The 17,952-nt window shown below is 66.2% G+C and carries 21 protein-coding genes; 8 read left to right on the top strand and 13 right to left on the bottom strand.

Annotated features, from left to right (window positions below):
* Nucleotides 1-197: 197 nt before the first annotated feature.
* Nucleotides 198-632 (top strand): STAS domain-containing protein, encoded by a 435-nt coding sequence (locus ACAG21_RS01215; RefSeq protein WP_370494243.1) that lies wholly within the window; start codon nt 198-200, stop codon nt 630-632.
* Here the strand turns inward: ACAG21_RS01215 and ACAG21_RS01210 are convergent.
* The 7 genes from ACAG21_RS01210 to ACAG21_RS01180 all read right to left on the bottom strand — a co-directional run bounded on the left by ACAG21_RS01210 (nt 616) and on the right by ACAG21_RS01180 (nt 6,841).
* The gene (locus ACAG21_RS01210; RefSeq protein ID WP_370494242.1) at nt 616-876 is read right to left on the bottom strand and encodes a hypothetical protein; all 261 of its coding nucleotides are present in this window, start codon (nt 874-876) and stop codon (nt 616-618) included. The genes ACAG21_RS01215 and ACAG21_RS01210 overlap by 17 nt on opposite strands.
* Nucleotides 873-1,415, bottom strand: coding sequence for a DUF3093 domain-containing protein (locus ACAG21_RS01205; RefSeq protein WP_370494241.1), 543 nt, complete (start codon nt 1,413-1,415; stop codon nt 873-875). The genes ACAG21_RS01210 and ACAG21_RS01205 overlap by 4 nt, the downstream gene beginning before the upstream one ends.
* 40 nt (nt 1,416-1,455) lie before the next feature.
* Entirely contained in the window at nt 1,456-2,436 is a 981-nt protein-coding gene (hemB, locus tag ACAG21_RS01200; RefSeq protein WP_370494240.1) for a porphobilinogen synthase, read from the bottom strand.
* On the bottom strand, nt 2,436-4,106 hold the full coding sequence (locus ACAG21_RS01195; protein ID WP_096284520.1) for a uroporphyrinogen-III synthase: 1,671 nt from the start codon (nt 4,104-4,106) through the stop codon (nt 2,436-2,438). Before ACAG21_RS01195 ends, hemB begins: the two co-directional genes overlap by 1 nt.
* A 33-nt stretch (nt 4,107-4,139) precedes the next feature.
* Nucleotides 4,140-5,087 (bottom strand): hydroxymethylbilane synthase, encoded by a 948-nt coding sequence (hemC, locus tag ACAG21_RS01190; protein WP_370494529.1) that lies wholly within the window; start codon nt 5,085-5,087, stop codon nt 4,140-4,142.
* 14 nt (nt 5,088-5,101) lie between these two features.
* Complete coding sequence (locus ACAG21_RS01185) at nt 5,102-6,469, bottom strand: glutamyl-tRNA reductase (RefSeq protein ID WP_370494239.1); 1,368 nt, start codon at nt 6,467-6,469, stop codon at nt 5,102-5,104.
* 111 nt (nt 6,470-6,580) lie between these two features.
* A complete protein-coding gene (locus ACAG21_RS01180; protein ID WP_370494238.1) occupies nt 6,581-6,841 on the bottom strand; it encodes a glutaredoxin family protein in 261 nt (86 codons plus the stop codon).
* A 78-nt stretch (nt 6,842-6,919) separates the two neighbouring features.
* On the opposite strand from ACAG21_RS01180, the gene ACAG21_RS01175 reads away from it, so the two are divergent.
* The 7 genes from ACAG21_RS01175 to ACAG21_RS01145 all read left to right on the top strand — a co-directional run bounded on the left by ACAG21_RS01175 (nt 6,920) and on the right by ACAG21_RS01145 (nt 13,188).
* Nucleotides 6,920-7,231 carry a WXG100 family type VII secretion target gene (locus ACAG21_RS01175; protein ID WP_370494237.1) on the top strand — a complete coding sequence of 104 codons (312 nt, stop codon included), beginning with the start codon at nt 6,920-6,922 and terminating at the stop codon, nt 7,229-7,231.
* Nucleotides 7,224-7,514 carry a WXG100 family type VII secretion target gene (locus ACAG21_RS01170; RefSeq protein WP_370494236.1) on the top strand — a complete coding sequence of 97 codons (291 nt, stop codon included), beginning with the start codon at nt 7,224-7,226 and terminating at the stop codon, nt 7,512-7,514. Before ACAG21_RS01175 ends, ACAG21_RS01170 begins: the two co-directional genes overlap by 8 nt.
* Nucleotides 7,515-7,518: 4 nt before the next feature.
* Nucleotides 7,519-9,858, top strand: a complete 2,340-nt coding sequence (locus ACAG21_RS01165; protein WP_370494235.1) for a putative adhesin — start codon at nt 7,519-7,521, stop codon at nt 9,856-9,858.
* The gene (locus ACAG21_RS01160) at nt 9,845-10,627 is read left to right on the top strand and encodes an SseB family protein (protein WP_370494234.1); all 783 of its coding nucleotides are present in this window, start codon (nt 9,845-9,847) and stop codon (nt 10,625-10,627) included. The genes ACAG21_RS01165 and ACAG21_RS01160 overlap by 14 nt, the downstream gene beginning before the upstream one ends.
* A 127-nt stretch (nt 10,628-10,754) precedes the next feature.
* Nucleotides 10,755-11,672 (top strand): HAD family hydrolase, encoded by a 918-nt coding sequence (locus tag ACAG21_RS01155; RefSeq protein ID WP_370494233.1) that lies wholly within the window; start codon nt 10,755-10,757, stop codon nt 11,670-11,672.
* 45 nt (nt 11,673-11,717) lie between these two features.
* Nucleotides 11,718-12,251: a MaoC family dehydratase N-terminal domain-containing protein gene (locus ACAG21_RS01150; RefSeq protein ID WP_370494232.1), complete on the top strand. Its 534-nt coding sequence runs from the start codon at nt 11,718-11,720 to the stop codon at nt 12,249-12,251.
* A gap of 10 nt (nt 12,252-12,261) precedes the next feature.
* Entirely contained in the window at nt 12,262-13,188 is a 927-nt protein-coding gene (locus ACAG21_RS01145) for a cyclopropane mycolic acid synthase family methyltransferase (RefSeq protein WP_370494231.1), read from the top strand.
* A gap of 64 nt (nt 13,189-13,252) precedes the next feature.
* Here ACAG21_RS01145 and ACAG21_RS01140 read toward each other — a convergent pair whose 3' ends face one another.
* From ACAG21_RS01140 to ACAG21_RS01115, 6 genes are all read right to left on the bottom strand, one after another.
* Complete coding sequence (locus ACAG21_RS01140) at nt 13,253-14,332, bottom strand: lysophospholipid acyltransferase family protein (protein ID WP_370494230.1); 1,080 nt, start codon at nt 14,330-14,332, stop codon at nt 13,253-13,255.
* A complete protein-coding gene (locus ACAG21_RS01135; RefSeq protein WP_370494528.1) occupies nt 14,314-15,387 on the bottom strand; it encodes an SDR family oxidoreductase in 1,074 nt (357 codons plus the stop codon). Before ACAG21_RS01135 ends, ACAG21_RS01140 begins: the two co-directional genes overlap by 19 nt.
* A gap of 134 nt (nt 15,388-15,521) precedes the next feature.
* Nucleotides 15,522-15,623 (bottom strand): 30S ribosomal protein bS22, encoded by a 102-nt coding sequence (locus ACAG21_RS01130; RefSeq protein ID WP_003402602.1) that lies wholly within the window; start codon nt 15,621-15,623, stop codon nt 15,522-15,524.
* A 180-nt stretch (nt 15,624-15,803) separates the two neighbouring features.
* Entirely contained in the window at nt 15,804-16,058 is a 255-nt protein-coding gene (locus ACAG21_RS01125) for a cell division/environmental response transcriptional regulator (protein WP_036466538.1), read from the bottom strand.
* 140 nt (nt 16,059-16,198) lie between these two features.
* Complete coding sequence (proC, locus tag ACAG21_RS01120; protein WP_370494229.1) at nt 16,199-17,077, bottom strand: pyrroline-5-carboxylate reductase; 879 nt, start codon at nt 17,075-17,077, stop codon at nt 16,199-16,201.
* Between the two features lie 36 nt (nt 17,078-17,113).
* The gene (locus ACAG21_RS01115) at nt 17,114-17,938 is read right to left on the bottom strand and encodes a thioesterase family protein (protein WP_370494228.1); all 825 of its coding nucleotides are present in this window, start codon (nt 17,936-17,938) and stop codon (nt 17,114-17,116) included.
* Between the last annotated feature and the right edge of the window lie 14 nt (nt 17,939-17,952).

The following is a 17,952-nucleotide window of genomic DNA, read 5'->3' as shown; positions in this document are numbered from 1 at the left end:
CTAACAGCGCGGGGGCCCGGATCGCGTGACGGCGACGGTGTGCCCGCCGACATGCCTGCGCGGACACCGGCTCGGTCAGCTTTTTAGCAAACAGTTAGACGTAACTGTCGGTCTCCTTAAGTTTGGCGGGGACCGTTGTAATTAGCTTGGTCGGCATTGCGGGCGGCCTTCGCACCACCACCGAAATGGGGGCGTTCATGACGATCGCGATGACCACGGCTCAACAGGGCAGCCTCGACTGCGGTGGAGCCGAAGTTCGGGCTCACTGCCGCCACCTCGCGACGGTGCTGACCATCCGGGGAGACATCGACGCCATCAACGTCGACCGCGTCAGCGGCTGCGTTCGCCGGTTCATCGTCGGTGAGAATCCCCTGGTACTCGACATCAGCGCGGTGACCGACTTCGGCGGTGCCGGCTTCTCGTTGCTGGACAGGTTCGACGAGGATTGCCGCCGCGCCGGGGTGGAGTGGACGCTGGTCGCCGGCGCCGACGTGATTGAGCGGCTGGTCGCCGGAAACGGCGATTCGGTGTTCCCGCTCGCCGGCTCGGTGCCCGAGGCATTCGGCGCCCTGGCCGACGCGGTGGTCTGCCGCCGCCGGTTGGCAATGCCGTTGTTCAGGAAGACGGCGTAGCGGCGCTTCGAGCGCGCCACAGCCTGGCGATCCCCAGGACGGCCAGCACCCCGGCGATCGTCGCCAGCAGCATCGCCAGCAGCAGCAGCTGCGGGTTGTATACCAGCGCCGTCGTGGACGGCTGGCCGTCGGTGATCGGCGCGACGTTCACGATGTGTCGCGCGTGCAGCCAGCTCACCCCGACACCGACCAGCGCCGCACCGGCGACGACGAGTTCGACCACGGCTCGGTAGCGGGCGATCACAGCTGGGGCTCGTCGTCGTCGATGTCCCAGACGTCCGATCGGGCCGGCTCCACGCGCTCCTGCACCAACGGGGTCAACGCTTCGCGGAGACGACGATGGCGTTTGGCCCAGGCCTGCGCGGTGCGACCGCCGGTGAGCTTGAGGCCGATGCCGGTCCGGCCGCGCGGCACCCCGAACAGTTCGCCGAGTGCCCGAGCCGACTGCCAGCGCGCCAACTCCCGATCGGAATTGGCCGGATTCTCCGGTTCGGGATAAACCTTGATGATTTCGCGCACCAGGATGGTCTCGGTGCCCTGACGCAGGGCGTCCTGGGTCAGTTCGACCGACACGTGGATGCGCGCCGCCTTGATCTGCAGCGAGATGAACGCCGACACCATCACCAGAAAGATGGCCGGAACCCACAGCGATATCGCTGCGCCACTCCACATTTCGATCAGGATCATCGACACCGCCGCGGCCGGGCCGCTCAACACCCAAAGCCAGCTGGCGCCGGGTTCGTAGAACAACGGGTCGGGATCGACATCCCTCGCTGGCGTCATGGAAGCCTCATAGTCTGATTGTCTACCGCCGATGTGGCCGCTAGGAAAGCCAACCCGCCGCCTCCGCAGCCCAATAGGTCAGCACGATGTCGGCACCGGCACGACGAATACTGATCAGCGATTCCAGGGCCGCGGCGCGCTTGTCGATCCAATTATTGGCCGCCGCAGCACAAATCATCGCGTACTCCCCCGACACCTGATAGGCCGCCAGCGGCACTGGCGAGACTTCCGCCGCGGCGGCCACCACGTCGAGGTAACTCATCGCGGGCTTGACCATGATGATGTCGGCGCCCTCGTCGATGTCCAACTCGATCTCACGCACCGCTTCTCGGACGTTGCCGGGTTCCTGCTGGTAGGTGCGACGATCGCCGGACAGGCTCGAGCCCACCGCATCCCGGAACGGGCCGTAGAACACCGAGGCGAACTTCGCGGCGTAGGCCAGGATCACCACATCGGTGTAGCCCGCTGTGTCCAGGCCGTCGCGAATCGCGCCCACCTGCCCGTCCATCATGCCGCTCGGACCCACCACCTGAGCGCCCGCTTCTGCTTGCGCCACAGCCAATTTCACGTATCGCCTCAGCGTGGCGTCGTTATCCACCCGGCCCCGGGCGTCGAGGACGCCACAGTGACCGTGATCGGTGAATTCGTCGAGGCAGGTGTCGGCCATCAACACCGTAGCGTCACCGAGATCCTTAGCCAGGTCCCGAAGCGCGCCGTTGAGAATGCCGTCGGGGTCGGTGCCGGCCGAGCCGGTCGGGTCCTTGTCCTCGTCGAGCGGCACACCGAACAGCATCAGCCCGCCCACTCCGGCTGCCACCGCATCGGCGGCCGCGCGGCGCAGCGATTCGCGGGTGTGCTGCACAACGTCAGGCATCGACGGGATCGGACGTGGTTCGTCGATCCCGTCGGCGACGAACATCGGCAGCACCAAATGCCTTGGCTCCAAGGATGTTTGCGCCACCAGGCGACGCAACGCGGGGGTGGAACGGAGCCGACGCGGGCGCTGCCGCGGGTACGCCACTAGCGCCTGCGGCTCTTCTTACGCGGCGGTGGCAGCGCACCCTCGGCGCGCAACCGCGCGGCGTGTTCGGCCAGCGCGTCGACCAGTGGGCCGATGGCAGCGGTGTCGGGCTGCACGTCCACCCGCAGGCCGAACTCGGCGGCGGTCTCTGCCGTCTTGGGGCCGATGCAGGCGATGATGGTGCGCGCGTGCGGTTTACCGGCGATGCCGACCAGGTTACGCACCGTCGAACTGGACGTGAAGCACACCGCGTCGAAGCCACCCGTCTTGATCATTTCGCGGGTGGACGCCGGCGGAGGCGCCGCACGCACCGTCCGGTACGCGGTGACATCCTCGATCTCCCAACCACGTTCGCGCAGCCCTTCGGCCAGCGTCTCGGTGGCGATGTCGGCACGCGGCAGCAAAACCCGGTTCACCGGATCGAAAATGCTGTCGTAGGGCGGGAAGTCGTCCAGCAGGCCCAGCGAGGACTGCTCCCCGGCCGGCACCAGCTCGGGGCTGATCCCGAAGGCGCGCACCCGGTCAGCCGTCGACTCGCCGACGCAGGCGATCTTCACGCCGGAGAATGCGCGGGCGTCCAGCCCGAATTCGCCGAACTTCTCCCACACCGCACGCACGGCGTTGGTGGAGGTGAACACCACCCACTGGAACCGACCGTCGACCAATCCCTTGACAGCACGCTCCATCTGGGCGGGGCTGCGCGGCGGCTCGACCGCGATGGTCGGGACCTCGACCGGCAGCGCGCCGTAGGAGGTCAGCCGCTCGCTCATCTCGCCGGCCTGGTCCTTGGTGCGCGGCACCAACACGGTCCAGCCGTACAGGGCGCGACTCTCCCACCAGTTCAGCTTGGACCGGCTGTTGACCGTCTTGCCGATGGTCACCACCAGCGGTCCGGTCAACGGGCCCGCCGGGTCGCCGGCACCGGCCACGACGGCCGCGTCGGTCAGCCCGTGCAGCGTGGTCTCGATTGAACGCTGCTGACAGGTGGTGCCCTGGGCGGTCACCACGCACGGCGTGGTCTCGGCCAGCTCATGCTCGATCAGCGTGCGCGCCGCGTCGGCCAGATGCGTCGGCGTGGCCTGCAGGATCAGCGGGCCGGGAGCCGCCGCCAAGGCTTCCCAATCCACCTGTGGGTCGCGCACGTCGGCCACCGTGTGCGAGGAGCCCAGCGGCAGACCCGCATACGTGGGCACCGCGCTGGTCGCGGCCAAGCCCGGCACGATCTCGATGTGCAGGTGAGTCCGTGCGACGGCGTTCACCTCGCTGATCACCGCGTCGAGCGTCAGCGGGTCACCGGACACCAGCCGCACCACGTCGACCCCCGTGCGGGCCTCGGCGGTCAGCGTCTTGGCGACCTCGGCGGGCTCGCCGAGCGCCGGGCGGATGTCGGCACCACCGGACAGCACCGTCGGCGCCGCCGGTGGCGGATCCGCGTCGGCGGACCCATCGCTGGTGGCGGGTGGTGGTTCGGCGGGTGCCGGGCCCGAAACGGGCGGTAGGTCCTTGCCGATCAGCGCCAGCACCGGTTCGGGTACGTCGGGATCGGTGAACACCAGGGCCGCGTTGGCCAGCACTGTGGCCGCCCGTGTGGTCAACAATCCCGGATCACCCGGGCCGGAGCCCACGAACGTGATGCGGCCCGGTCTCGGCTTGCGCCCTCGCGTCGTCATTGTCGCTCCCAAGTCATCCCTTTTTGAGGTCATTCAGTTCTCATGCGCGGGGTCTTGCCGCGCTCCCCCAATCAGCTCTCCCGCGCCCAACTCCAGCAGCTCCGCTGCCACCGAGAGCCCTAGCTCTCGGGCCCGCTCGGGAGCGCCGACGCCGGACGCGCGGATCACGTCGGATCCGTCGAGCGCCGCGACGCAACCGCGCAGCGACAGCTCGTTGAAGACCCGGCCGTCCTCATCAATGGACTCGACCACCTCGGCGATCGCTCCCACCGGTGCGGAGCAACCCGCCTCCAGTTCGGCCAACAGGGCTCGCTCCGCGGTGACCGCTGCGCGTGTGTCGGAGTCGTCCAACTCCGCCAGCACTGCCGCCAGCCGGCTGTCGTCGGCGCGGCATTCGACAGCAAGCGCACCCTGAGCCGGTGCTGGCAACATTTGCACCGGCTCTAGCGTCTCGGTGACATCAGCGAGCCGGCCCAGGCGGGCCAGTCCGGCCCGGGCCACCACGATGGCGTCTAGATCACCACTACTTACCCTGTTCAACCTGGTATCTAGGTTGCCTCGTAGGGGGCGGATTTCCAAACCGAGACCCAATGCCCTAAGCTGCGCGGCCCGTCGCGGGGATGACGTGCCCACCAGCGAACCCGCCGGCAACTCTCCGAGCACCAGCCCGTCGCGCGCAACCAGCGCGTCGCGCGGGTCGTTCCGGGCCGGAATGGCCGCGATGTTGAACCTCGGGTCGTCGGCGGTCGGCAAATCCTTGTGAGAGTGCACGGCAGCGTCGACCCGACCGTCCACGATCGCCTCGCGCAACGCGGTGGTGAACACCCCCACACCCAGGCTTTCGATGGGCGCCGACGACTGGTCACCGGCCGTGCTGATGATCACCAACTCCGCGGCGTGGCCGTTGGCGATCAGAGTGTCTCGAACGACAGAGGCCTGGGTGGTAGCGAGCAGACTGCCCCGCGTGCCTAACCGGATCACATGCGCCAATCGGGTTACTCGGCGGATTGCTGCGTGCCGGCGTCGAATCCCATTGGGACTACTGGCAATTCACCCGCAGCCACGGCGTCGACGGCGGTCTGGTCGAGTTCGAAAAGCTCGCGTAGTGCCTCGGCGTAGCTGTCGCCGCCGGGGGCGCTGGCGAGTTGCTTGATTCGCACGGTGGGAGCGTGCAGCAGCTTGTCCACCACGCGCCGGACGGTGCGGGCGACCTCTTCGCGCTGGGCGCTCTCGAGGCCGGGGAGCCGGTTCTCCAGCCGCAGCAGCTCGGCCTCCACGACGTCGGCGGCGCGCTGGCGCAACGCGGTCACGGTCGGGGTCACCTCGGCCATCCGCTGCCCGGCCAGGTAGGCAGCAACCTCTGCCGCCACGATGTGGCGTGCGGCGTCGACGTCGCCGGCAGCGGCGTGCGCCGAGGGCTCGTGCTGGATGCGGTCCACGTCGACGACCCAGACGCCGGGCAACCCGGCCACCGCGGGATCGACGTCGCGCGGCATGCCCAGGTCGCAAATCAGCAGCGGACGGCCGGCGTCGTCGCGCTGCGCGGCGGCCAGCGCCTTGTGTACGTCGGCCAGCGACACCACCGGGCTCACCGCACCGGTACAGCTGACCACCACGTCGGCGTCGGCCAGCGCGTCGGCGAGCCGGTCGAGGGTCATCGCCTGGGCGCGCACGCCCGATTCGCGGATCTTACGGACCAGTCGTTGCCCCCGGGACAGCGAGCGGTTGAGGACCAGGATGTGGTCGACACCGGCCCGGATCAGGTGGGCCGCCGCCAGCGCGCCCATCGCGCCGGCGCCGACGACGACCGCGGTCTTGCCCGCCAGCCCGTCCACCTTGCGTTCGGCCATGCCCAGCGCGACCGACACCACCGAGGCGCCCGCGGCGTCGATCGCCGTTTCGGAATGCACGCGCTTGCCGACCGACAGCGCCCGCTGAGCCAGCTCGTGCAGGACCCGCCCGACCGTTCGATTCGACTCGGCGGTGGCGTAGGCCCGGCGCACCTGCCCGAGCACCTGCTGTTCGCCGATGACCGCGGAGTCCAGACCGCTGGCGACGGCGAACAGGTGCTCGACGGCGGCCTCGCTGTAGCGCACATACGCGTATTTGGTGAGGTCGCCCATCGACATTCCGGAGTATTCCGACAGCACCTGCCCGATCACGGCCAAACCGCCGTGGAACGCGTCAACCACCGCGTAGACCTCGACCCGGTTGCATGTCGATAGCACCAAAGCCTCGGTGACCAGCGGCGACTGCAAAACCCGGTCGACGATCTTGTTGCGATCCGATTCGTCGATGCTGAGTTGTTCCAGAACGGAGACCGGCGCACTACGGTGCGAAACCCCGAAGAGCAAGATGCTCACGGCAGCATCACCTGGCCAGCTCCCTCGCTACTCCAGTAACTGAACTGCCATCTACGGTAAACGTTTATTCGGTGGGCTACCAAATAATGAGTCCGCGCCCACCACACAGCGTTATCGAGCGAGGTCCGCGCGCAGCCGCGGCTCATCGATCTCCCAGTAACTGTGCTCGCGGCCGTCCAGCAAAATCACGGGCAGCCGATCGCCGAACTCGGCTCGCAGGGCGGTGTTGCCGGCCGCCGCGGCGGCGTCGACGTCGGTGGTGGCCAGGTCGAAATCGAGCTCGGTGGCCAGCTCCGCCAGTTGTGCGTGGGCCCGCTCGCAGATAGTGCATCCGGCGCGGGTCAGCAGCTCCACCTTGGGGCGCTCGGTCATGGCACCAGTGTGGCATCGGCGCCGTTAGACGCCCAAAAGTGAATTGTGGGCGGCCACGGCACGGATTAAATTCCGGCCATGGCCGCAAACGAGAATCTGCGGGTCGACCCCCACATGATGCAAGGGTTCGCGCAGGGACTACTCGGTGCGGCCGAGTCGCTGCGAAGTCAGCTGGCCGAACTCGACGGTCAGGTCGGCGACATGCTGGGCGGGTGGCAGGGCGGATCGGGAAACGCCTACTCGGCCGCGTGGGAACTGTGGCATCGCGGGGCTCGCGAGGTCGAGACGGGACTGTCGATCTTGGCCAAGGCGGTGGATCGGGCCGGCAAGGAATATCTGAGCAACGAGGCCGTCTCCGCGCAACTGGTCCGGCAGGTGCACCGTGGCTGAGGCATTCCGGGTGGATCCGCGGGCATTGGCCGATGCCGTGCAGCGGATGGCCGAATTCCAACGCTATGCCGAGAGCATGTTGGCCGAAATCGACTCTCTGGTAAGCAATCTGCACGCGACGTGGACGGGCGAGGGAGCGGCTGCCCATGCCGAAGCCCATCAACACTGGGCTCGCGGCGAGGCAATGATGCGCGAGGCGCTGGCTCGGCTACGAACGGCCGGTGCGGCGGCGCACAGCAACTACACCGGCGCCATGACGACGAATTTGGCGATGTGGTCGTGAGCTAATGGCGCCGCTAGCGGTTGATCCCGCGGCCCTTGACGGAGCAGGCGCCGAGGTGGTGACCGCCGCCGAGGGGTTGGCGTCGGTGATCTCGACTCTGACGGCGGCACTGTCGGGTTGTGCCGGTATGGCCGGCGACGATCCTGCCGGTGCGGCGTTGGGCCACAGCTATGACAGTTCGGCGTCCAAGCTTGTCGAGGCGATGGTCACCACTCGAAACGGGCTGTGCGGCTTGGGGATTGGTGTTCGGATTTCGGCGCGCAATTACTCGCTGGCCGAAGCGATGTCTAACGTTGGCGGTGGCGGCAGCGCGCTGCCCATGCCCCCGTTGACGGGACCGATATCGGCGGCCCGTCCACCGTCGGCGGTCGGCAGCAGTGACAGCGCCCCGCCGGGTTGGGGCTGGGTCGCGCCGTACCTCGGAATGATCTGGCCTAGTGGCGATTCGGCGAGGCTGCGGGCCGCCGCCACGGCGTGGACGGCAGCCGGCACCCAGTTCGCACTCGGGGAAATCCTCGGGACCGCAGCGCCGATGGGAGCTGTTCGGGCCCAACATATTCCGGAGGGTGAGGCTATAGATCGGGCGTTCACCGACGCCTACCGCAGCACTACCCGCCTGGTGCAGCAGTGCCAACAGATCGCGAGTCAGCTCAGCAGCTATGCCGCCAAGATCGACAAGGTTCATGCGGCGATCCTGGACCTGCTGTCGCGGATCTGCGATCCGCTGACCGGGTTCAAAGAGGTCTGGGACATCCTGACCGACGAGGACGAAGACGAGATCAGAAAGATCGCCAACGACATCCGCACGGTGATCGACAACTTCCGGTCCGAGGTCGAGGCGTTGGGGGCCCAAATCGCTTCCGCCCTCGCCGAAGCCGAGGCGATCGTCACCACCATGGGCAATTACGCCGCCAAACAGTGGGATCAGTTTCTGCACGGTACCGATGTCGGGCGAATCATCGGTCGGAACGGGCACGGCGGCGAGGAGTTTCTGAGCGAAGCCGCCGAATTCGTCGAAGGCGCGTTGAGCATGAGCCAGCTGCGGCTCCTGTTCGACCCGGTGGGTTTCTACCACGATTCGAACGACATGGTCCGGGGGGCGTTGCCGCTGGCCGGCTTAGGCCCCGACGGTTCGCCTTCGGCCTTGGATTCGTGGAAAGCATTGGGCAAGGACGTCTCCCATTGGGATCAGTGGCAGACCGATCCCGTCGGGGCGGCCGGCCGGTCGTTGTTTGACGGACTGACGTTGGCCCTGCCGGGCGGACCGCTTTCCAGGCTGGGCACCAGGGGCCGCGCAGCGCTGGATGCCATCAAGGGCTTGAAGAAGCCGCCCCTGCCGACGCCTCTCGACCCCGCGGGGATCAAGCCGCCCGAGACGCCTAAGCCGCCAGTCGAGGGCGCCAAACCACCGCCGACCGGCCCGAAACCGCCGGAACCAGGCAATCCAGCACCTGCGCCCAAGCCGGGCCCGGCCCCCGCCGGCACCCCACCGCCGCATAACCCAACCGAGCCCAAGCCTCCAGCCGGTGAGACGCCCAAACCGACTGCGCCGCCACCGACGTCCGGTGGCAAGCCACCCGCGGAGGCGCCCCATCCACATCAGCACGTTCCCGCTACTCCCGGTGGAAGTCCGGGTGAGCTAGCCCCCAAAGCCGCAACCCCGTCGGCGCCGCATCCACCGTCGGTGCCGACGGGCAGCGGCCCAGGCGAGGCGCCAGTCCCGCACGGCGGGGCGCCACTCAACGGTGAACCGGGCCCACCCCATGACGGGCTTCCGCACCCCGGCGACGGCAACGGGCCGCACGGGCCCGGCGACGCCCGTCCACACGGACCAAAAGACGGCGACGGAACACCCGAGCGCCCAGGCGACGGGACCCCACAACACCCGGAAGAGGGTGGACCTGACGGGGAAGCTGAAGACACCACTATTAGTGGCCACGGAAGCTACACGCCCGAAAATGGCGATGCGCTAGTACCAGCCGGCACGACCGTCATGGCGTACGCGGACCACGGATCAACTATCACGGATGCCCTGGGCAATCTAATTGAGACCGGCGGAGATACATCCAGCGTCTATTCGAAAACCTTCGCGCCTGGTGAATCGATACCCAATTACACGGTGCATCCGCCCGACGGGTTGAATATCATGGGCAAGCCGCTGACAGTATCAGTCCCAACCCTTTTGAGTGATCTATTAAAAGAAGATATGGGCAAGGTCCATCTCGCATTCTGTCCTTTCGATGAGGCAAGTCCGACAAATAAGCTATATGATGTGAAGGGCATATGGAACGAAGTAACTGGAAATCTAGAGCAATACGAGAGGCCCGACTTTGGACCGAAATAATGATATTGAAGAGTTAATAACGCTCGCCGCTCAAGACCAAGGCCCAGAGGCTCGGCGACGACTGTTCCGCACTCTTCGATCGAGTGAGGTTTTCATGCCGTTCGACACCGTGGAGCATGAAGGCGAGGAGCGCAAAGCTATTCCGCTCCTGCGGCTACCCGACGGTACACACGCCATGATGGCCTATACATCGAAAGAACACCCGGATCTGCCCAAGAAGTTCGGTGGGGCAGTGTTTGAAAGTGCGCTTGCGGCCGCACTGCAAATGCCGGACCTCGATTGGGTAATTATCACCAATCTCGCTGCCCAATGGGTGTCCATAAGCAGAAATCAAATTCCAGTAGTCCTCGACGATCTATCTGAAACCTCGAACCAAGATAGGCTCACGCCGTCGGCGAAGTCAGATGTCGAGCAACAGACGCTCGAGGACTTGATAACTAGTTCAGTGAAGTCCAGTTCGAAAGAATTAACAGCTGCGATCGCATCAGCGCTTGAGAACCGCGAACTGTTCTTAGAGATGAGCACCGCCCAAAGTGACGATGGTCGTCCAAGGATGAAGACTTTCAAGATCCAGCATTTACACCGTGTGATACGCGCCTACACGAGCCGACTGCGACCCGGTATCGAGTACGGCGGCATCGACTGGCCGGCACTCAAAGAAATGCTGCGCGCGGCGCCCGAACTTAGCGGCGTTCAGATCATGAACGACTCCGACGACTGGATCGTGTTCGATCGCAAGTCCTTAGGACTGGAGGCTGCCCCCGGTTAGAAGAGCGCGGGCACTGCCAGCCCAACCCATGTCGGAGGCGTGAAACCGGCCATCAAACCTGCCGGATAGGGTTGATACCGGCCGCAACGTGGCCAGCAGACGGCACGGCGAACCAGGAGGTGTAGCGATGACTTCCTCAGAGTCGGATGACTCGGACAACGCCGACCCCGCCGTTCGCGTGGACCTGGAATCGGTGGCCGCCAACGCCAGCGCCGCCCGCGCGCTCGAGGGCCTGCAGGAGACCACCGCCGCCCAGGGTGGCCCGCAACCGCCGATCGACCTGACCGCCGCGGCATTCTTCGACGTCGACAACACACTGGTCCAGGGCTCTTCCGCGGTGCATTTCGGACGCGGTCTGGCCGCGCGCAACTACTTCACGTATCGCGACGTGATCGGATTCATCTACGCGCAGGCCAAGTTTCAGCTACTCGGCAAGGAGAACAGCAACGACGTCGCCGCCGGTCGACGCAAAGCGCTCACCTTCATCGAGGGCCGCTCGGTCGAAGAGTTGGTCGGCCTCGGCGAGGACATCTACGACGAGATCATCGCCGAGAAGATCTGGGCCGGCACTCGGGAGCTCACCCAGATGCATCTGGACGCGGGCCAGCAGGTGTGGCTGATCACGGCAACGCCGTACGAGCTTGCCGCGACCATCGCGCGTCGGCTCGGCCTGACCGGCGCGCTGGGCACCGTGGCGGAGTCGGTGGACGGTGTGTTCACCGGCCGGCTCGTCGGCGACATCCTGCACGGCCCGGGCAAGGCGCACGCCGTTCGGTCCCTGGCGATCCGCGAGGGCCTCAACCTCAAACGGTGTACGGCCTACTCCGACAGCTACAACGACGTGCCGATGCTGTCGCTGGTGGGCACGGCGGTCGCCATCAACCCCGACGCCCGGCTGCGCAGCCTGGCCCGGGAACGGGGCTGGGAGATCCGCGACTTCCGGACCGCTCGCAAGGCGGCGCGGATCGGGGTTCCGTCGGCACTGGCGCTCGGTGCCGCAGGCGGTGCGCTGGCCGCGTTGGCGTCCCGGCGCCAATCCCGCTGATAGGCTGCGCCGCTGAGCAACGATTAGTGGGGAGCCCGCAACGCCATGACAACATCAGAGGGGTTCACAACCCTTCCCGAGGGAACCCAAGGCCTCATCGGCAGCCATTACCGGGCACCGGACTACTTCGAGGTCGGCCGCGAAAAGATCCACGAGTTCGCGGCCTCGGTGCAAGACGACCACCCGACGCACTTCAGCGAGGTTGACGCCGCGGAAGCGGGGTATCCGGCCGTCGTGGCTCCGCTGACCTTCCTGGCAATCGCTGGCCGGCGGGTTCAGCTGGACATCTTCACGAAGTTCAGCATCCCCATCAACATCGCCCGGGTGCTGCATCGCGACCAGAAGTTCACCTTTCACCGCCCGATCCTGGCCCACGACAAGTTGTACTTCGATACCTATCTAGACTCGGTCATCGAGTCGCACGGCACTGTGATCGCTGAGATCCGCAGTGAGGTGACAGACGCCGACGGCAAACCGATCGTCACCAGCGTCGTGACCATGCTCGGGGAAGCCTCACATCCAGACGCGCGCGCTGAAGAAACCGTCGCCGCGATTGCATCAATATCTGCACGAAAGTAGGGTCGATTTGATGACGTCCCAGGGGGAAACCGGTGGCACCCAGCTCAAGCCACCAGTCGAAAAAGTCCGGTCCCATTACGACAAGTCGAACGAGTTTTTCAAGCTCTGGCTCGACCCGTCAATGACCTACAGCTGCGGTTACTTTGACGAAAATCCAGACCCGCAGAACCTCACCAAGACGCTCGAAGAGGCGCAGTACGCCAAGCGCAAGCTCGCCCTGGACAAGCTGAACCTCGAGCCCGGCATGACGCTGCTGGACATCGGCAGCGGCTGGGGCTCGACCATGCGGCATGCGGTGGCCGAGTACGACGTCAACGTCATCGGCCTGACGCTCAGCGAGAACCAGTACGACCACTGCGTCGCGGAGTTCGACAAGATGGACAGCCCCCGCCGCAAGGAGGTGCGGATCCAGGGCTGGGAGGAATTCCCCGACGAGCCGATCGACCGCATCGTGTCGCTGGGCGCTTTCGAGCACTTCGCCGACGGCGCCGGTGACGCCGGGTACGAGCGGTACGCCACCTTCTTCAAGAAGTACTACGACCTGCTGCCCGACGACGGCCGCATGCTGCTGCACTCGATCGTGGTCCCCAGCCGCGAAGAGGGCAACGCGATGGGTCTGAAGGTGAACATGACCCTGCTGCGGTTCATCAGCTTCATCCTGAAGGAGATCTACCCGGGCGGGAAGTTGCCGCAGGTGGACCTGGTCGACAAGTACTCGACTGACGCGGGCTTCAAGATCGAGCGCCACCACTTCATCGGCAAGAACTACGTCCCGACGCTGACCGCGTGGGCCGATGCCCTCGAGGCGCACAAGGAAGAGGCGATTGCCCTGAAGGGGCAGGAGACCTACGACATCTACTTGAAGTACTTGCGCGGCTGCTCGGACCTGTTCCGCGACGGCTACACCAACGTCTGCCAGTTCACGCTGGTCAAGTAACCCGTACGCAAGACGCCCCGGTGCCAATCGGCCCGGGGCGTTTTCGTCGGTGGTCGCCGATGCGCTAGCCGAGAAAGACGTTGCGACGCCCGGCCAGCAAGCGGTACAGCGTCTGCTGGATCGTCTCGCGGACTTGATCTGTCAGCTCGAAGGTGACCATCGGGTCCTCGGCGTCGGACGCGGCGTAGTCGTTGGTGTAGATCGGTTCACCGAACGCGATACGCCACTTCGACGGCAGCGGCACCAGGCCGGCCGGCCCGGCCAACGGGAACAGCGGGGTGAGCGGGAAGTAGGGCAGGCCGAACAGGCGCGCCAGCAGCTTCACGTCGGTCAGCATCGGGTAGATCTCTTCGGATCCGATGATCGAGCACGGGATGATCGGCGCCTTGGTGCGCAGCGCCGCCGTCACGAAGCCACCGCGGCCGAACCTCTGCAGCCGGTAGCGGTCTTCGAAGCGCTTGCCCAGGCCCTTGTAGCCCTCCGGGAACACCGCGGTGAGCTCGCCCGCGGCCAGCAGCCGGTGCGCGTCCGTCGTGCAGGCCATCGTGTGACCCGCCTTGCGGGCGGCTTCGCCAACCAGAGGTAGGTCGAACACCATGTCGGCGGCCAGCAGCCGCATGTCCCGCTGCGCCGGATGCTCGTCGTGTACCGCCACCGACAACATCAGTCCGTCGAAGGGCAACACCCCGGCGTGATTGGCCACCAACAGCGCGGCGCCTTCGCTCGGCAGGTTCTCGATTCCACTGACCTCGACGCGGAACCAGTTCTTGAAAAAGAATCTCAGCAAAGGCCGGACGATCGCGTTGTTGAAGTGCGGATCGAAGCCGAATTCGTCGACTGCGTAGTCGCCCGTCAGACGCTGCCGGAAAAATCCGGCAACCGAGGCGACCTGTTGAGCGAACTCGTTGAGCGGAGCCTCAGTTGACGAAGTCGCGCCTCCGACGCGCCTGTGCTCGTCGATTTCGCGGACCACCGCAGCGACCTGCTCGGCCGATACATGGCCGTGCGGATCGGACAGCAAGGAAGGATGCTGACGTGATGCTTCGGCTCTGCGGCGAGCTGCGACGCGACCCCGATTACTGTGCAGGGGAATGACATTCGCTCTGGTTTCACCCGCCACGATATCTACCTGACCCCACCCCATGGAATTGGATTTCGGCTTCCCCAGCGCTGCGCTAAGGCTATGGCGCGACCCTCCAAGGAGCGTACCCGATGTGGGTCGATTATGGGAGTCAGGCCGCGACCACGAACGTAGTCGTCAAACGCCTCCGCGGTTGACCATTTCGGCTGGTAGCCGAGCTCGGTGCGCATCCTCGAGGTGTCCATGACCCGGCCGTAACTCAGGTAATTGAATTGTTCCCGATTGATCTCGGTATAGCGATTAGCTCGCCTCAGCGAATCCAGCGCCCACACACCGAAACCCGGCACCGGCAACGGAATCCGGCCGGCGCGACGGATCGCCTGCGACAGCATGATGATGCCGTCGGCGCCGACGTTGAAGGTGCCGGCCTTGCCGGCCATCGCCGCACGCTCGAGCGCACCCAACGCGTCTTGCTCGTGTAGCAGCTGCAATCGCGCGTCTCGGCCGAACATCGTCGGGACCACCGGACCGGCCAGATAACGGGACAGCGTGGTGTCCATCGCCGGGCCAATCATGTTGGCCAGCCGCAGAATTGTCACCGCGATATCGGGGCGACGCCGCCCCAGTCCGCGCGCGTATCCCTCGATGTCGAGGGAGTCCTTGGCGAACCCGCTGCGCAGCGGGCGACGGCTACTGCTGTCCTCGGTGAACATCACCGGGTCGTGAGGGCTTGACCCGTATACCTCGGAGGTCGACTTCAACACGACGCGGCGGACCGAGGGCGCTTTCTGGCAGGCCGCGAAAAGTTGCATCGCGCCCATCACGTTCAGTTCCTTCAGCGCCGCCGTGCCGCCGGAGCGTGGCGCGTACGACGCCGCGGCGGCATGTACCACCGTGTCGACGTCGCCGTTGCGAATCACCTTGGCTATGAAGGGATTACGAATATCGGCGCGGACGAACTCGGCCCGCCCCATCCGGCGCAGCATGTCCTTGCTCGGCGCAATCGCGTCCACCGCGATAACCCCTTGGATCAGTGGGTTCTGCGCCAGCCGGGCAATCAAGTAGCCGCCGAGAAACCGGCACGCACCGGTTACCAGCACCACCTTGGGGTAGTGCATCGTGTCCGCGTTGTCGCCGGTTCCGGCACCGCCCCCGCTCGACGAATCCACCCGAACAGCCTAGCGGCCGAGACGCGCCGCGGCGCTATGGCCGCGCGGTGGTCGGCGAGTTCGTGAGTGCGGCGAAGCGGGGCTTACTTGCCAAGTTTTCTGCGCTGCACTCGCGTGCGGCGCAGCAGCTTGCGGTGCTTTTTCTTCGACATACGCTTGCGCCGCTTCTTGATTACTGAACCCATGAACTCCGCTATCTGACCTGTGACCGCTTCTTAAGGACTGCTGAAGTAATTGAAAACTTCGGGGTCACTTTACCCGGCGGGCCGCACCGAACACCAAACCGCCGGTCGCGCGGCCGCTGAACGGCCACGCCCCACGCGTCGGTCCCGATCCGTCCGCCGGCTCTCGCGGCGGGCGCGGGCTCAGCCGGCGTCGAAGTAGGACGTCTCCAGCATGTCGTGCACCGCCTTGGCGTGCACGCGGAAGGACCGGCCAACTCGTACCGCCGGCAGCTCTCCGTTGTGCACCAAGCGGTAAACCGTCATCTTGGAGACCCGCATCAGGGCCGCCACTTCGGCGACGGTGAGAAATTGTGTCCTTGCCTGGCTATCGGCCGAAGCTGTGTCCCGCGGCTTACCTGCGGAATCTCGCGCCGATGGCCCGTTGGTAGACGTCATCGCAACCCAATCGTGTCAGGCCCGCGCAATGCCAGCGGCTTCCCCTCCGCTGGCACCCACACGGGCATACAGAAAGGAGAATAGCGGGACTAGTGGGGTTACTGGTACTGGTGGGGGACAATCAATTTGAAATCTTTAAATTATTCCGATGTAATTCTCAGCTGCTCAGAGCGCGTTTTTGCGGCCTGAACGGCCGCGTCGACGGCGGTGCGCAGCCCCCCTCGTTCGAGTTCGCGCAGCGCAGCGGCGGTCGTACCGCCGGGTGAGGTCACCATGGCCCGCAGTTGCGCGGCGGTGGCATCTGATTGCTTGCCCATTGCCTCGCTGTCGGCGGGCCCCGGCCCCTGATCCAGCCGTTCCAGCAGCAGCGCCGCCGATCCGGCCATCGTCTGTGCCGTCAGGTCCGTCGCCACGCCCCGGCTCAGACCCGCCGCGACGCCGGCGTCCACCAGCGCCTCGACCATCAGAAAGAAATACGCGGGTCCCGAGCCCGACAGGGCGGTCACCGCATCCATCTGGGATTCGGGCACGGTCAGCACGCCGCCGACGGAGTCGAACAGCGCCGTCACCTCCTGGAGCTGCGGCGGGGTGACGAAACGGCCCTTGGCCAGCGCGGTCACCCCCGCACCCACCACGGCCGCCGCGTTCGGCATCGCCCGGACCACCGGCGTCCCGGCAGGCAACTTGGACTCGAAGGAGGCAAGCGTGATCCCCGCCGCGACAGTCACGAAAACCTGCTCGACGCTGTCGCCTTCGACCGCGGAAGCCGCCTTGCTGAGCTTCTCCATCACCGACTCGACGTCGGCGGGCTTCACCGCGACGACGATGAACGTCGCGCCGCTCACCGCATCGCCCACCGACGACGTCACCAGCACCGAATATGTGTCGGCCAGGTACTTCGCGCGTTCCGGGACGCGTTCGGCCACTACCAGGTCCTTGACCTTCCGCCCGGACCGGAGCAGACCCGACAGCAGGGCCTCGCCCATGCTGCCACCACCGATGATCGCGATTCTCGCCACGGGAGAAAGCATCGCAGACGGCCGGGCTTCTCCCGGCTACCGGGGCGCGGGCACCAGCGCCAGCTGCCGGGACTGCACGACGAGGCGGCCCAAGCTGTCGACGACGATGTGGTCCTCGTCGAACCAGTCGTGCCCGATCTCCACGCAGGTACAGATCACGCGCAGCCAGCCGTCGGCGGGCAGGGCGCGAAGGAAGGCGGTCAGCTGGATCGTGGGCGCCCAGCCGGTGCGCTCCACCGCGAACGTCACCGGAGCGGACAGATCACCACACATCAGCGCGAAGAGGCCGTCAGGAGCGACACCGCGCGGCCGCGCCCACATCTGCAGCATCGGGGGGCGCCCGTCGGTGCTGGGCGCCAGCGTCGACAGCAGCGGGCGCACGTCGCAGCCCTCGCCCAGGTGCACCAGGCCGGCCAGCGGGTGGCCGGGCCCGATCGGTTCGATGTCGTCGGGCGGTTCCGGCGCCATCAGGTCCAGGACCGGATTCGCCGACAACAGCGGTGCGGTGTCGCCGCCGGGTTCGAAGTGCTCCGGCTCGCCGAGGTTGACCACCGCGTGGACGGCGGTGCGATCGCCCTGGGTGAGTTCGACGTCGACGACGCTGATCCGCCGGCCGCGCTTGCGGATCGACGTGATCAGCCGCATCGGCCCCGGATCGGGTGCCCACAGGAAGCTCGCCGACACTGCCACCGGTTCGTGCCCCGCCTCGGCGCAGGCGTGACGCGCCGCGTTGGCACACAGCGCCAGCATCGCGCCGCCGTGCACCTTGGGGCCGATGGTCCAGTGCTTGTTGAGTTCTCCCTCGAATACACCCGGATCGACCTCCCGCAACGTCATTGCGGTGGTGAATAGCGCGGTCATGGTCTCCTGAGGGG

Origin of the sequence: Mycobacterium sp. pR1184, assembly GCF_041287235.1 — a bacterium.
Lineage (GTDB): Bacteria > Actinomycetota > Actinomycetes > Mycobacteriales > Mycobacteriaceae > Mycobacterium.
The sequence above is the reverse complement of the archived record's forward strand: the minus strand, read 5'-3'. Positions and strand labels throughout refer to the sequence as shown.

Coding starts and splice junctions, on each gene's coding strand:
- ACAG21_RS01215 (WP_370494243.1), top strand. CDS start 198: ATGACGATCGCGATGACCACGGCTCAACAGGGCAGCCTCGACTGCGGT.
- ACAG21_RS01175 (WP_370494237.1), top strand. CDS start 6,920: ATGGCCGCAAACGAGAATCTGCGGGTCGACCCCCACATGATGCAAGGG.
- ACAG21_RS01150 (WP_370494232.1), top strand. CDS start 11,718: ATGACAACATCAGAGGGGTTCACAACCCTTCCCGAGGGAACCCAAGGC.
- ACAG21_RS01140 (WP_370494230.1), bottom strand. CDS start 14,332: ATGGGGTGGGGTCAGGTAGATATCGTGGCGGGTGAAACCAGAGCGAAT.
- ACAG21_RS01195 (WP_096284520.1), bottom strand. CDS start 4,106: ATGACGACGCGAGGGCGCAAGCCGAGACCGGGCCGCATCACGTTCGTG.
- ACAG21_RS01115 (WP_370494228.1), bottom strand. CDS start 17,938: ATGACCGCGCTATTCACCACCGCAATGACGTTGCGGGAGGTCGATCCG.
- ACAG21_RS01155 (WP_370494233.1), top strand. CDS start 10,755: ATGACTTCCTCAGAGTCGGATGACTCGGACAACGCCGACCCCGCCGTT.
- ACAG21_RS01180 (WP_370494238.1), bottom strand. CDS start 6,841: ATGACCGAGCGCCCCAAGGTGGAGCTGCTGACCCGCGCCGGATGCACT.
- ACAG21_RS01165 (WP_370494235.1), top strand. CDS start 7,519: ATGGCGCCGCTAGCGGTTGATCCCGCGGCCCTTGACGGAGCAGGCGCC.
- ACAG21_RS01205 (WP_370494241.1), bottom strand. CDS start 1,415: ATGACGCCAGCGAGGGATGTCGATCCCGACCCGTTGTTCTACGAACCC.
- ACAG21_RS01145 (WP_370494231.1), top strand. CDS start 12,262: ATGACGTCCCAGGGGGAAACCGGTGGCACCCAGCTCAAGCCACCAGTC.
- ACAG21_RS01130 (WP_003402602.1), bottom strand. CDS start 15,623: ATGGGTTCAGTAATCAAGAAGCGGCGCAAGCGTATGTCGAAGAAAAAG.
- ACAG21_RS01125 (WP_036466538.1), bottom strand. CDS start 16,058: ATGACGTCTACCAACGGGCCATCGGCGCGAGATTCCGCAGGTAAGCCG.
- ACAG21_RS01135 (WP_370494528.1), bottom strand. CDS start 15,387: ATGCACTACCCCAAGGTGGTGCTGGTAACCGGTGCGTGCCGGTTTCTC.